Raw genomic sequence first — 13,591 nt, forward strand, 5'->3', positions numbered from 1 at the left:
CCGGTTACGGTGAACGCCATGAAGAATCTACTGCTGCGCATCAACGACCGCATCTACATGACCTGCATCTGGGTCGCCGGCCTCTCGGTGCTCGGGGTCGCACTGATCATTCCCTGGGGCATTTTCGCCCGCTATATCCTCGGCACCGGCTCAAGCTGGCCGGAGCCCACCGCCATCCTGTTGATGCTGGTCTTTACCTTTATCGGCGCGGCCGCCAGCTACCGCGCCGGTGCGCATATGTCGGTGGCCATGGTCACCGACCGCCTGCCGACCGCCCAACGCCGCGTCGTCGGCATTGTTTCGCAACTGCTCATGGGCACCATCTGTCTGTTCATGACGATCTGGGGCACCAAGTTGTGCCTGTCCACCTGGAACCAGTTCATGAGCGCCATCCCGACGCTGCGGGTCGGCATCACTTACATGCCAATCCCGATTGGCGGTTTGCTGACCTTGATATTCGTGGTGGAAAAACTGCTGTTGGGCGACCAGAGCAACCGGCGCGTGGTGCGCTTCGACCTGGTTGAAGAAAGCGAAGGGGCCGCCTGATATGGACGCGTTTATTCTGTTGGGCAGCTTTATCGCCTTGATCCTGATCGGCATGCCGGTGGCCTATGCCCTGGGCTTGTCGGCACTGATCGGCGCATGGTGGATCGACATTCCGTTCCAGGCCCTGATGATTCAGGTGGCAGGCGGGGTCAACAAGTTTTCGCTGATGGCGATTCCGTTCTTCGTACTGGCCGGCGCGATCATGGCCGAGGGCGGCATGTCGCGGCGGCTGGTGGCGTTTGCCGGGGTGCTGGTGGGCTTCGTGCGCGGCGGGCTGTCGCTGGTCAACATCATGGCCTCGACGTTTTTCGGCGCGATCTCCGGCTCGTCGGTGGCCGACACCGCGTCGGTCGGCTCGGTGCTGATTCCGGAGATGGAACGCCGCGGCTATCCGCGCGAATTTGCCACTGCGGTGACGGTCAGCGGCTCGGTGCAGGCGTTGCTTACGCCGCCCAGCCATAACTCGGTGCTCTACTCCCTGGCGGCAGGCGGCACCGTTTCGATCGCCTCGCTGTTCATGGCCGGTGTGGTGCCAGGCCTGTTGATGAGCGCGTGCCTGATGGTGCTGTGCCTGATCTTCGCGAGAAAGCGCGATTACCCCAAAGGCGAAGTCATCCCCTTGAAGCAGGCGCTGAAGATCGCCGCCGACGCGCTCTGGGGCCTGATGGCCATGGTGATCATCCTTGGCGGCATCCTGTCGGGTATCTTCACCGCCACCGAGTCTGCCGCGATTGCAGTGCTGTGGGCGTTCTTCGTGACCATGTTCATCTACCGCGACTACAAATGGAGTGAGCTGCCCAAGCTGATGCACCGCACGGTGCGCACCATTTCCATCGTGATGATCCTGATCGCCTTCGCCGCCAGCTTCGGCTACATCATGACCCTGATGCAGATACCGGCGAAGATCACCACGCTGTTCCTGACCCTGTCGGACAACCGCTACGTGATCCTGATGTGCATCAACGTGATGCTGCTGTTGCTCGGCACGGTGATGGACATGGCGCCGCTGATCCTGATCCTCACACCGATCCTGTTGCCGGTGATCCTCGGCATCGGCGTCGACCCGGTGCACTTCGGCATGATCATGCTGGTGAACCTGGGGATCGGCCTGATCACCCCGCCGGTGGGCGCGGTGCTGTTCGTAGGCGCGGCAGTGGGCAAGGTCAGCATCGAGAAGACCGTGAAGGCGCTGCTGCCGTTTTATGCGGTGCTGTTTCTGGTGTTGATGGCGGTGACCTACATTCCGGCATTGTCGCTGTGGTTGCCGAGCGTGGTGCTGTAACCCGGAGTTGATCGTTCCCACGCTCCGCGTGGGAATGCTCCTTGTGACGCTCCGCGTCACGATTCAAGAGCGGACGCAGAGCGTCCAGGGCGGCGTTTCCACGCGGAGCGTGGGAACGATCAAACTTCCATAAGGCAGGTCAATTGTGATTGAGCTTTCGGACCCTTTCACCCATCTGGTGCTCGCCCCGGCCACCGGCGGCGCCATCGTGAACTGGACGGTACGCGCCACCGGCCAGCCGCTGTTGCGGCACAGCGATGAGCAGGCGATCAACACCGGACTGCCGGGCAAATTGGGCTGCTACCCACTGGCGCCCTGGTCCAACCGCGTCGCCAAGGGAGGCTTCGACAACCCCGACGGCTGGCTCGCGCTCAAGCCCAACAGCCTCACCGATCCGCTGCCGATCCACGGCTCGGCCTGGCAGCAAGCGTGGCAGGTGGTCAGCCAGTCCGCGGATGAGGTGCTGCTGGAAGTGCTCTGTGACACGCCGTTCGCCTATCGCGCCGAGCAGCGCATCCGCTTGAGCGGTGGGGTGCTGAGGATCGAGTTGCGCGTCACGCATCTGGCCGAAACAGCCGCATGGCATGGCTTAGGCCTGCACCCGTACTTTCCGCGCCGGCCGGGTACGCGCTTACAGGCCAAGGCGGCGCAGGTGTGGATGAGTGACGCGGCCAAGCTGCCGACGGGGTTGGCGCCGGTGCCGCAGGAGTGGGATTTCAGGCAACCCCAAACCCTGCCGCAAGGCCTGGTGGACAATGGATTCTGCGAGTGGGATGGGTACTGCTTGATCGAACAACCGGAGCTTGGATATACCCTCGAATGCCAGGCCACCGGCGCCGATTACTTCCTGCTGTACTGCCCGCCGGGGCTGGGGTTTTTCTGCATCGAACCGGTAAGCCATCCGGTGAATGCCCATCACTTGCCGGGTAGGCCGGGCCTGAAACTGCTGGAGCGAGGCCAGTCAACCCAACTCAATTTCAACCTGAAATACAGTCCAAATGTGGGAGGGGGCTTGCCCCCGATAGCTGTGGGTCAGTAATAAATGGGGTGACTGATACACCGCAATCGGGAGCAAGCCCCCCTCCCACATTGACCGAGTTCCTTCAGGGCGGGCTGTTTTTAAGCCTTCCTGCCGTGTCGATACTCACCACCACCGACAATCCCGGCCGCAGCCGCTCGCTCTCGGCCTGGTCGGGGTCGACCGTGATCCGCACCGGCACACGTTGGGCGATTTTCACGAAGTTGCCGGTGGCGTTGTCCGCCTGCAACAGGCTGAACTCCGACCCGGTCGCCGGGGAAATATGCTGCACCGTGCCGTGAAACTTGCGGTGGTTCAACGCGTCCACGGTGAAGGTCACCGGCTGGCCGACCTGCACATTGTCCATCTGGGTTTCTTTCATATTGGCGATCACCCACAACTGCTTGGGCACCAGCGCCATCAATTGCGCGCCGGAGTTGACGTAGGCCCCGAGGCGCACGCCAATCTGCCCCAGCTGGCCATCCCGGGGCGCGGTGATGCGGGTGTTGGACAGGTCGATCCGCGCCAATTCCACCGCCGCCTCCGCGCTGGCCACTGCCGCTTCCAGGGAGCCGCGATTGACGATCACCGTCTGCAGGTCCTGCCGGGCGATTTCCAGGCTGGCCTGGGCCTGGGCCACGGCGGCGATAGTCTGCGCATTGGCGGCACGGGTCACGTCCAGTTCGCGCTTGGACACCGAGCCGTCGCTGATCAATTCCTCGTTGCGGCGCAAGTCTGCGGTGCTTTTGCGCGCCTGGGCCTGGCTGTCGACCAGCGCGGCCTGGCGCAATTTGATGGTCGCTTCGGCACTGTTGCGTTGCTGCACCACATTGGCCAACGACGCTTTCTGCACCGCCAGTTGCGCCAGGGCCTGGTCCAGGCGTTGCTTGTAGATACGGTCGTCGAGGCGCACCAGCAGGTCGCCCGCCTTCACATACTGAAAGTCCTGCACCGGCACTTCGAATACATAGCCGCTGAGCTGCGGGCCGATAATCGTCACCTGCCCGCGCACCAAGGCATTCTCAGTGGTTTCCACCGCGCTGCTGAACGGCGGCAGTTGCCAGGCATACAGCACGATCAGCACGCCGACGATGGCAATCGCGGCAAAGCCCAGGGACGAAAGGATGCGCACCCGCAGCGAGCGCGGTTCGGTCACCGCAGCGCCCGGCGGCGTGGTGCCCTCGGGGGTGGAGGCGATCGCATTGGTAGTGGTGGTCGTGGGTTCGGTCATGAAGAGGCGCCGACAGGTTGAACGGGAGGGGTTGCCGCTTTGGTGGTGCTCATCAGCCACAGGCTGCGGATAAAGATCCAGATCATGGTCAGGATCGCGATGATCGCGATCAGCATGAACACATCGTTGTAAGCCATCACGTTCGCTTCACGGGTGGCCGCCGTGGCCAGGCTGCGGATGCCCATGAGGTTGCGCAACTCCGGGTCGGCGACGATACCGCCATAGGCCGAGCCACCACTTTGCACCCGCGCCGCGACACGCGGGTCAAGCAGGGTCAGGTGCTCGGTAATCAGGCTTGAGTGATACTTCTCGCGCACGATCTGGAAGGTGCCGAGCAACGCCGCGCCGATCAGGCCGCCGAGATTCTGGCAAATCCCGAACATCACCGAAAAACTCACCAGGTTGCGCGGGTTGGTCAACACGTTCTTGGTGCCCAGCACCATGGTCGGCCCGAGGAAGAAGGTACCGCCAAAGCCTAGCAGGAACTGGCTGATGTACAGGTTTTGCGGCCGCGTGAGGTTGCTGGAAAAACTGTCCATCACCGACCCGGTCGCCATCAGCGCCAGGGAAATCACCAGCGGCATCAGCAAGTGCGCCGGGTTGATCGTTAAGGCGCTGACCACCAGCCCGGCAATCGCCCCGGCCAGCATCACCACGTACAGCGTATGCATCTGCTGGTAACTCATGTTGAGCATTTGCATGAACCCCACCGCGCCAGTGGATTGTTCGGACAGCACCATGCGAATCAGGATCACCGCCAATGCCAGGCGAATCATCGTGCCGCTGCCCAGCCAGCGGGTCATCAGCATCGGGTTGGCGCGGTTATGCTCGATGGCCAGCCCGGCCATGATCAACACCAGCGAACAGGCCGAGGCAACGCCAATCCACGGTGCTTCCAGCCACCAGTCGATGCGGCCCAAGGACAACACCGCGCAGAGCAAGGCGACGCCGGTGGCCAGGATTGCGAAGGTGAGGAAATCGAGTTTTTCAAAGGTTTTGAAGCGGTCGCCGGGCGGCAGCTTGAGCAGGAACACACAGCCCAGGCAGATCAAAGCCAGGCCCAGCTCGAACAGGTACAGGCCACGCCATTCGGCGATCTGCAGCAAATCCTCGGAGAACAGCCGCGCCAGAGGCAACGCCAACTGCGCCGTGCCCAGGCCCAGCACCAGGGCTTTCAAGCGCCATTTGGCCGGGAACGCCTGGATCATGTAGTACAAGCCCAACGAACTCAGCGCCGCCCCCACCATGCCGTGGGCCGCGCGCACGGCGATGGCCGAATTGAGATCGTTGACGAATAAATGGCCGAAGGTCACCAGCGCATACAACACCAGAAACACTTCGGTAAACGCGCGCAGGCCGAACTGCTGGCGAAACTTCACCAGCAGCAGGTTCATGCACACGTTGGTCATTACATAGGCGGCGGGAAGCCAGGCCATTTCCGCCGTGGTCGCGCCCAGGGCGCCTTGCAGGTATTGCAGGTTGGCGATGACCAGCGCGTTGCCCAACCCGCCGGTGATTGCCACCAGTACGCCGACCAGCGCAAACAGCCAGCGCTTGTGAGTGGGGTGCAACGGCGTCGACGGCGAGCCGGGCAGGCTCGGCCGCTCGTGGGGTTGCCAGGCGTGTGGGGTGTATTTATCCATTCGGTGACCTTGATGAACCGACGCGCAAGGCCGGTGAAGCCATGACTCAGAGAACAGTAAACCTGAGCGGGGTTCATTTTGTCACTTTTGAGCACATAACTGAGGGTCCCTAAAAAGCCTTGAGCAACATGCCTGCGGCCACCATCACACACAGGCTGGCGAAGCCCACCTGCAGCGCACGCGCAGGCATCACCGAGCACAAGCGGCGCCCGGCCAACATGCCGACGATACTCGCGCCGATAAACACCCAGCCCACCGGCTCGATGCTCACCCCGGCGTGAAAGGCCCCCACCACGCCGATCAACGACAGCAGGCTGACGACCATCAACGAGGTGGCGACAATCCCGCGCATCTGCACATCGGTGAGTTGCTTGAACGCCGGCACGATCAGGAAGCCGCCGCCCACACCGAGCAGCCCCGACACGGCGCCGGTCACCGCCCCCAGCGCCGCCAGGGTCGCGCTGCATTTGGCGGTCCAGGCCAGGCGCCCGGTCTGCTGGTTGAGCATGCAGTTCTTCTGGCCCCAGGAGGCCGCGCCGTGGTCACTCGGCCCGGCCTCGACCTTTTCGCGCCGCAACATGCGCCAAGCCACCAGCACCATCAATGCGCTGAACAGGCCCATCAGCACCGGCTCCGACAGTTGATGGGCGACGAACACCCCCAGCGGCGAAAACAGCGCGCCCAGCAACGCGATCAATAAGGCCGCGCGGTAACGCACCAGGCCGTGGCGCAGGCCGTCGATCGCGCCCACCGCCGCCGCCGCGCCCACCGCGAGCAATGACACCGGCGCAGCTTGGGTCATGGTCAGTCCCAACCCCAGCACCAATGCCGGCACCCCGAGGATGCCGCCGCCCGCACCGGTCAGGCCCATGACCAGGCCCATCAATACACCCAACACACTCGCCAGCAGCATTCAGTCCACCTTGCTCAGGCGGGTCAGCCACTCGCGGCCCTTGAGCATGCCGTTCCAGTAGAACCATGGCAGCAACGTGGCCTTAAGGAACCACATCGAGCGGCGTGCCTGGGTCGGGTCGAGAGGAAAAGTCGGCAGCAGCTTGCCGCCATAACCGAACTCGGCCAGCACCACTTTGCCCTTCTCCACCGTCAACGGGCAGGAGCCATAGCCGTCGTACTTGAGCGGCAGCGGCGCCTGCTTGCGCAGGGCCAGCAGGTTCTCGGCAACCACCACGATTTGCTTGCGCACCGCCGCAGCGGTCTTGGCGTTGGTAGTGCCGCACACATCGCCGAGGCCGAAGATATGCGGGTAACGCAAGTGTTGCAGGCTGTGAGGGTTCACTTCGCACCAGCCGCCGGCGTCGGCCAGCGGGCTTTGGCGGATAAAATCCGGGGAGACTTGCGGCGGCACCACATGCAGCAGGTCGAAGGCTTTTTCGACGACACTGACGTTGCCTTCGGCGTCCTTTACTTCAAACCAGGCCTTGCGTGCCGGGCCATCGACCTTGATCAGGTTGGCATTGAACGCCAGGCGTGCGTTGTATTTCTCGACGTATTTCATCAACGGCGGCACGAACGCCGGCACACCGAACAGCGCGGCACCGGCCAGGTTGAATTCCACCTCGATGTTTTTCAGGGTGCCCTGCCTGAGCCAGTGATCGCAGGACAGGTACAGGGCCTTCTGCGGCGCACCGGCGCATTTGATCGGCATGGCCGGCTGGGTGAAGAGCGCCTTGCCGCCGTTGAGTTGCTGCACCAGTTGCCAGGTGTAGGCGGCATGCTCGTAGCTGTAGTTGGAGGTGACGCCATGGCGGCCGAGGGTATCTTGCAGGCCTTCGATCTTTTCCCAGGCCAGGCGCAGGCCGGGGCAGACGATCAAGTGGCGCCAGCTGACGCGCTGGCCGCTGTCGAGCACCAGGCTCTGCTCGTCAGGCAGCAACTGGCTGACCGCGGCCTGGATCCAGGTGACGCCGTTGGGCAGTACGTCGGCCAGCGGGCGCCGGGTCTTTTGCAGGTTATAGGCGCCGCCGCCGACCAGGGTCCAGGCGGGTTGATAGCAATGGAAGTCGTTGGGTTCGATCAGGGTGATGTTCAGGTGCGGGTCGCGCTTGAGCAGGCTGGCCAGCAGGCCGATGCCTGCGGAGCCGCCGCCGATGACTACGATATCGCCACTGATGGTAGGTCCCCAGTGTTGTTCGGTCATTGTCTGCTGCCTTTTTGAGTCAGTGCACACAAGGGTCGCTGCCGGATGGCGTCACGCCCAGCTTTTTATGACCGCGCCGCAGTACAGGCCGGACAGGGTCTTCATCACTTGAATCACTTCGTGGCTGGCCAATCCGTAGAAAATGTATTTGCCTTCCCGACGGGTGGCAACCAACCCTTCGTCACGCAGGATGCCCAACTGTTGTGACAGCGTAGGCTGACGTACGCCGGTCAGCGCTTCCAGCTCGCCGACGTTGCGCTCGCCCTGGGTCAGCTGGCACAGGATCAACAAGCGGTCTTCGTTGGCCAGCGCCTTGAGCAAGGAACAGGCCTTGGACGCCGATGCACGCAACTGGGCGACTTCGCCCTCACTCAACGTAGATTCCATTTGCCTCGGCTCCTTTGTCTCACTTAAGCTCAAAACATTATGTGTAAACGTAAACTGATTGTAACTACTTTTTTCCGCATCGGGGACAGCCGCCATGCCAGCGTTGATTCAAGCCTTTCTGGACGAGGCATCGTCGACCTATACCTACGTCGTCTATGAAGCGCACGGCGGTGCCTGCGCCATCGTCGACTCGGTGCTCAACTACGACCCGGCTTCCGGGCGCACCGAGACCACGCAGGCCGACCAGGTGATTGCCTTTGTCCAAGAGCATGGCCTCAAGGTGCAATGGCTGCTGGAAACCCATGCCCATGCCGACCACCTGTCCGCCGCGCCTTACCTGCGACGCGCCCTGGGCGGCAAGATTGCCATCGGCCAGTCCATCAGCCAGGTGCAGGGCGTGTTCAAGCACCTGTTCAACCTGGAACCGGAGTTTCGCGTCGATGGCTCGCAGTTCGACCACTTGTTTGCGCCGGATGAGATCTTTCACATTGGCGGCCTGCAGGCCCAGGCGCTGCATGTGCCCGGGCATACCCCGGCGGATATGGCTTACCTGATCGACGGGCGCTTGATCCTGGTGGGCGACACCCTGTTCATGCCCGACGTCGGCACCGCGCGCTGCGACTTCCCCGGCGGCGATGCGCGCCAGTTGTACGCGTCGATGCGCAAGTTGCTGGCCTTCCCTTCGGATACCAAACTGTATGTATGCCATGACTACCCACCCGAGGGCCGTGAGGCCAAGTGCCTGACCACCGTGGCGGAACAACGGGCGGGAAATATCCATGTGCATGACGGGGTGGATGAAGCGGCATTTGTAGCGATGCGCACCGCCCGTGATGCCGGGCTGGGGATGCCGACGCTGTTGTTGCCGGCGATCCAGGTGAACGTGCGGGCGGGGAATATGCCGCCGGCGGAAGAAAACGGCGTGACGTACCTGAAAATTCCCCTCAACCAACTTTGAAATGCGGTTAAAAATGTGGGAGGGGGCTTGTCCCCGATGTCGGTGGGTCAGCTACAGATAAGCTGACTGTCACACCGCTATCGGGGGCAAGCCCCCTCCCACATTTCGACCTGCGGAGTGTCAGGTACCTAGGCTGATGCCGTTGGCCGGCAGCGGCAGTGCGGTTTTGTAGCGCACTTGCTTCAAGGCAAAACTGGAACGGATGTTCGCCACACCCGGCACCTTGGTCAGAAAGTCCATCATGAAGCGCTCCAGGGCCTGGATCGTCGGCACCAGCACCCGGATCAGATAATCCGGGTCGCCGGCCATCAGGTAACACTCCATCACTTCCGGCCGGTCGGAGATCGCCCCTTCGAACTGCTGCAACGCCAGTTCATTCTGCTTTTCCAGGCTCACATGGATGAACACATTCACATGCAATCCCAGCAGGTCGGCATCCAGCAGCGTGACCTGCTCGCGAATCAGGCCCAACTCCTCCATCGCCTTCACCCGGTTGAAGCACGGCGTAGGCGACAGGTTGACCGAGCGGGCCAGGTCGGCGTTGGTGATGCGCGCGTTCTCCTGCAGGGCGTTGAGAATGCCGATATCGGTACGGTCCAGTTTGCGCATGAGACAAAATCACCTGTTTATTATGTTTATGCAGATTTTTTATCCGCAAATGATCTTGAGCGCAATGAAACACAGATAAATATTCTTCTACGCCACGCCTATGATTGTTGTAGGACAAGATTTCTTCTACCCGAAGACTGACTGTCAGCTAGCGCGCCCACTACAAAAAATTCACAAGATCGAGCGTAGAAGCCATGACCCAGCCGTACGAACCGCTGCGCCTGCACGTCCCTGAACCCTCGGGCCGTCCAGGCTGCAAGACCGACTTCACCTACCTGCGCCTGACCGACGCCGGCCTGGTGCGCAAACCCGCCATCGACGTAGAACCGGCCGACACCGCCGACCTGGCCAAGGGCCTGATCCGCGTGCTCGACGACCAGGGCCAGGCCTTGGGCCCGTGGGCCGAGGGTGTCAGCGCCGACATCATGCGCAAAGGCATGCGCGCGATGCTCAAGACACGCATCTTCGACAACCGCATGGTGGTCGCCCAGCGCCAGAAAAAAATGTCGTTCTACATGCAGAGCCTAGGCGAAGAAGCCATTGGCAGCGCCCAGGCCCTGGCCTTGAACATTGACGACATGTGCTTCCCCACCTACCGCCAGCAAAGCATTCTGATGGCTCGCGATGTGCCGCTGGTCGACCTGATCTGCCAACTGCTGTCCAACGAGCGCGACCCGCTCAAGGGCCGCCAGTTGCCGATCATGTACTCGGTCAAGGACGCCGGTTTCTTCACCATTTCCGGCAACCTCGCCACCCAGTTCGTACAGGGCGTGGGCTGGGGCATGGCCTCGGCGATCAAGGGCGATACCAAGATCGCCTCGGCCTGGATCGGCGACGGCGCCACCGCAGAATCGGACTTCCACACCGCCCTCACCTTCGCCCACGTCTACCGCGCCCCGGTGATCCTCAACGTGGTGAATAACCAATGGGCCATCTCGACCTTTCAGGCCATCGCCGGTGGTGAGGCCACTACCTTCGCCGGACGCGGCGTGGGTTGCGGTATCGCTTCCCTGCGGGTCGACGGCAACGACTTCATCGCGGTGTACGCCGCGTCTGCCTGGGCCGCCGAGCGTGCGCGCCGTAACCTGGGGCCGAGCCTGATCGAGTGGGTCACTTACCGCGCCGGCCCGCACTCGACCTCCGATGATCCGTCCAAGTACCGCCCTGCCGATGACTGGAGCCACTTCCCATTGGGCGACCCGATTGCCCGTCTCAAGCAGCACCTGATCCGGATTGGCCAGTGGTCCGAAGAGGAACACGCGGCAGTCAGTGCCGAACTTGAAGCCGAAGTCATCGCCGCGCAAAAACAGGCCGAACAGTACGGCACCCTCGCCGGCGGCCAGATTCCAAGCGCCGCGACCATGTTCGAAGACGTCTATAAAGAGATGCCGGAGCACTTGAAGCGCCAGCGTCAAGAGCTGGGGGTCTGACATGAACGATCACAACAACAGCATCGAACTGGAAACCGCCATGACCACCACCACCATGACCATGATCCAGGCCCTGCGCTCGGCCATGGATGTGATGCTTGAACGTGACGACAACGTTGTGGTGTTCGGCCAGGACGTCGGTTACTTCGGCGGCGTGTTCCGTTGCACCGAAGGCTTGCAGACCAAGTACGGCAGCTCACGGGTATTCGACGCGCCGATTTCCGAAAGCGGCATCATCGGCGTGGCGGTGGGCATGGGTGCCTACGGCCTGCGCCCGGTCGCGGAAATCCAGTTCGCCGACTACGTCTACCCCGCCACCGACCAGATCATCTCCGAAGCCGCGCGCCTGCGTTATCGCTCGGCCGGTCAGTTCACCGCGCCCTTGACCATGCGCATGCCGTGCGGCGGTGGCATCTACGGCGGCCAGACCCACAGCCAGAGTATCGAAGCGGTGTTCACCCAGGTCTGCGGCCTGCGCACGGTGATGCCGTCCAACCCTTACGATGCCAAGGGCCTGCTGATCGCCTCCATCGAAAACGATGACCCGGTGATCTTCCTTGAACCCAAGCGCCTGTATAACGGCCCGTTCGATGGCCACCACGACCGCCCGGTGACGCCGTGGTCGAAACACCCGCAAGCGCAAGTGCCGGACGGTTACTACACCGTGCCGCTGGACGTGGCCGCCATCGTGCGTCCGGGTTCGGCCGTGACCGTGCTGACCTACGGCACCACCGTGTATGTGTCGCAAGTCGCCGCCGAAGAAACCGGCATCGACGCCGAAGTCATCGACCTGCGCAGCCTGTGGCCGCTGGACCTGGAAACCATCGTCAACTCGGTGAAAAAGACCGGCCGTTGCGTCGTGGTGCACGAAGCCACGCGCACCTGCGGATTTGGCGCCGAGCTGGTGGCGCTGGTGCAGGAACATTGCTTCCACCACCTGGAAGCGCCGATCGAGCGCGTCACCGGCTGGGACACCCCCTACCCGCACGCGCAGGAGTGGGCGTATTTCCCAGGCCCGTCCCGAGTGGGCGCGGCGTTGAAACGGGTCATGGAGGTCTGAATGGGCACGCACGTAATCAAGATGCCGGACATTGGCGAAGGCATCGCGGAAGTTGAACTGTCGCAGTGGCATGTCAAGGTCGGCGACATGGTCGTCGAAGACCAGGTGCTGGCGGATGTGATGACCGACAAGGCGATGGTGGATATTCCTTCGCCGGTCCACGGCAAGGTGATTTCCCTCGGCGGCGAGCCGGGTGAAGTCATGGCGGTGGGCAGTATTTTGATCAGCATTGAGGTGGAAGGCGCCGGTAACGCCAAGGAAGCGCCAGCCGTCGCCGCTCCGGTGGAAAACCCTGCGCCGGTGGTGGAGAGCACGCCGCCACCGGTTCAAAGCCAGCCCGCGCCTATCGCGGCCAAGGCCCAGGCCCACGCAGCGATAGCGCGTGATGCCAATGAACGCCCGCTGGCCTCCCCGGCCGTGCGCAAGCGTGCGCTGGATGCGGGTATTGCGTTGCGCCTGGTACAGGGCACAGGTCCGGCCGGGCGGATTCTGCATGAAGACCTCGACGCCTACCTCCAGCAAGGCACGAGCAACACCGCGACCGCCGCCAACCCCTACGCCGAACGCAACGACGAGCACCAGATTCCGGTGATCGGCATGCGCCGCAAGATCGCCCAGCGCATGCAGGACGCCACCCGCCGCGCCGCGCATTTCAGCTATGTGGAAGAAATCGACGTCACGGCGCTGGACGAGCTGCGCGTGCACCTCAATGAAAAACACGGCGCCACCCGCGGCAAGCTGACCCTGTTGCCGTTCATCGTGCGTGCCATGGTGGTGGCACTGCGCGATTTCCCCCAGATCAACGCGCGCTACGACGACGAAGCCCAGGTCATTACCCGCCTCGGTGCGGTGCATGTGGGCGTCGCCACCCAGAGCGACGTTGGCCTGATGGTGCCGGTGGTGCGCCACGCCGAAGCCCGCAGCCTGTGGGGCAATGCCGAAGAAATCGCACGCTTGGCCACGGCTGCGCGCACTGGCAAGGCCAGCCGCGACGAGCTGTCGGGCTCGACTATCACCCTGACCAGCCTCGGCGCGCTGGGCGGGATTGTCAGCACGCCGGTACTGAACCTGCCGGAAGTCGCCATCGTCGGTGTCAACCGCATCGTCGAGCGGCCCATGGTGATCAAGGGCCAGATCGTGGTGCGCAAGATGATGAACCTCTCCAGCTCGTTCGATCACCGCGTGGTCGATGGCATGGACGCGGCGCAATTCATCCAGGCCATTCGCAGCCTGCTCGAACAACCCGCCAGCCTGTTCCTGGAGTAAGGG

The 13,591-nt window shown here is 62.7% G+C and carries 13 protein-coding genes; 7 read left to right on the forward strand and 6 right to left on the reverse strand.

From position 1 onward, the window contains the following. The first annotated feature begins 18 nt into the window (after nucleotides 1-18). The 3 genes from C4J91_RS17060 to C4J91_RS17070 all read left to right on the forward strand — a co-directional run bounded on the left by C4J91_RS17060 (nucleotide 19) and on the right by C4J91_RS17070 (nucleotide 2,867). Nucleotides 19-546, forward strand: a complete 528-nt coding sequence (locus C4J91_RS17060; RefSeq protein WP_124363411.1) for a TRAP transporter small permease — start codon at nucleotides 19-21, stop codon at nucleotides 544-546. A 1-nt stretch (nucleotide 547) separates the two neighbouring features. Continuing rightward, nucleotides 548-1,828 (forward strand): TRAP transporter large permease, encoded by a 1,281-nt coding sequence (locus tag C4J91_RS17065; RefSeq protein ID WP_124363412.1) that lies wholly within the window; start codon nucleotides 548-550, stop codon nucleotides 1,826-1,828. A gap of 145 nt (nucleotides 1,829-1,973) precedes the next feature. Beyond that, entirely contained in the window at nucleotides 1,974-2,867 is an 894-nt protein-coding gene (locus C4J91_RS17070) for an aldose 1-epimerase (RefSeq protein ID WP_124363413.1), read from the forward strand. A 64-nt stretch (nucleotides 2,868-2,931) separates the two neighbouring features. On the opposite strand, the gene C4J91_RS17075 is transcribed toward C4J91_RS17070, so the two are convergent. The 5 genes from C4J91_RS17075 to C4J91_RS17095 form a co-directional block, all read right to left on the reverse strand. After that, nucleotides 2,932-4,077 (reverse strand): HlyD family secretion protein, encoded by a 1,146-nt coding sequence (locus C4J91_RS17075; protein WP_124363414.1) that lies wholly within the window; start codon nucleotides 4,075-4,077, stop codon nucleotides 2,932-2,934. Beyond that, a complete protein-coding gene (locus C4J91_RS17080; RefSeq protein WP_124363415.1) occupies nucleotides 4,074-5,720 on the reverse strand; it encodes an MFS transporter in 1,647 nt (548 codons plus the stop codon). The genes C4J91_RS17075 and C4J91_RS17080 overlap by 4 nt, the downstream gene beginning before the upstream one ends. A 109-nt stretch (nucleotides 5,721-5,829) precedes the next feature. Further along, entirely contained in the window at nucleotides 5,830-6,633 is an 804-nt protein-coding gene (locus C4J91_RS17085) for a sulfite exporter TauE/SafE family protein (RefSeq protein ID WP_124363416.1), read from the reverse strand. Then, nucleotides 6,634-7,878, reverse strand: a complete 1,245-nt coding sequence (locus tag C4J91_RS17090; RefSeq protein WP_124363417.1) for an FAD/NAD(P)-binding oxidoreductase — start codon at nucleotides 7,876-7,878, stop codon at nucleotides 6,634-6,636. It abuts the gene before it with no gap. 51 nt (nucleotides 7,879-7,929) lie between these two features. After that, entirely contained in the window at nucleotides 7,930-8,265 is a 336-nt protein-coding gene (locus tag C4J91_RS17095) for a helix-turn-helix transcriptional regulator (protein WP_005789341.1), read from the reverse strand. Between the two features lie 94 nt (nucleotides 8,266-8,359). Between C4J91_RS17095 and C4J91_RS17100 the strand changes: the two genes are divergently transcribed. After that, nucleotides 8,360-9,223 carry an MBL fold metallo-hydrolase gene (locus tag C4J91_RS17100; protein WP_124363418.1) on the forward strand — a complete coding sequence of 288 codons (864 nt, stop codon included), beginning with the start codon at nucleotides 8,360-8,362 and terminating at the stop codon, nucleotides 9,221-9,223. Between the two features lie 120 nt (nucleotides 9,224-9,343). On the opposite strand, the gene bkdR is transcribed toward C4J91_RS17100, so the two are convergent. Beyond that, entirely contained in the window at nucleotides 9,344-9,832 is a 489-nt protein-coding gene (gene bkdR, locus C4J91_RS17105; RefSeq protein ID WP_122489983.1) for a Bkd operon transcriptional regulator BkdR, read from the reverse strand. A gap of 194 nt (nucleotides 9,833-10,026) precedes the next feature. Here bkdR and C4J91_RS17110 point away from each other — a divergent pair, with 194 nt between their 5' ends. The 3 genes from C4J91_RS17110 to C4J91_RS17120 are packed head-to-tail and all read left to right on the forward strand — an operon-like array spanning nucleotide 10,027 to nucleotide 13,588. Next, nucleotides 10,027-11,262: a 3-methyl-2-oxobutanoate dehydrogenase (2-methylpropanoyl-transferring) subunit alpha gene (locus C4J91_RS17110; RefSeq protein ID WP_124363419.1), complete on the forward strand. Its 1,236-nt coding sequence runs from the start codon at nucleotides 10,027-10,029 to the stop codon at nucleotides 11,260-11,262. Between the two features lies 1 nt (nucleotide 11,263). Next, nucleotides 11,264-12,322, forward strand: coding sequence for an alpha-ketoacid dehydrogenase subunit beta (locus C4J91_RS17115; protein ID WP_124363420.1), 1,059 nt, complete (start codon nucleotides 11,264-11,266; stop codon nucleotides 12,320-12,322). After that, nucleotides 12,323-13,588 (forward strand): dihydrolipoamide acetyltransferase family protein, encoded by a 1,266-nt coding sequence (locus C4J91_RS17120; protein WP_124363421.1) that lies wholly within the window; start codon nucleotides 12,323-12,325, stop codon nucleotides 13,586-13,588. It begins immediately after the preceding gene. The last annotated feature ends 3 nt before the right edge of the window (nucleotides 13,589-13,591 follow it).

Source organism: Pseudomonas sp. R3-52-08, from assembly GCF_003851745.1.
Classification (GTDB): Bacteria; Pseudomonadota; Gammaproteobacteria; order Pseudomonadales; family Pseudomonadaceae; genus Aquipseudomonas.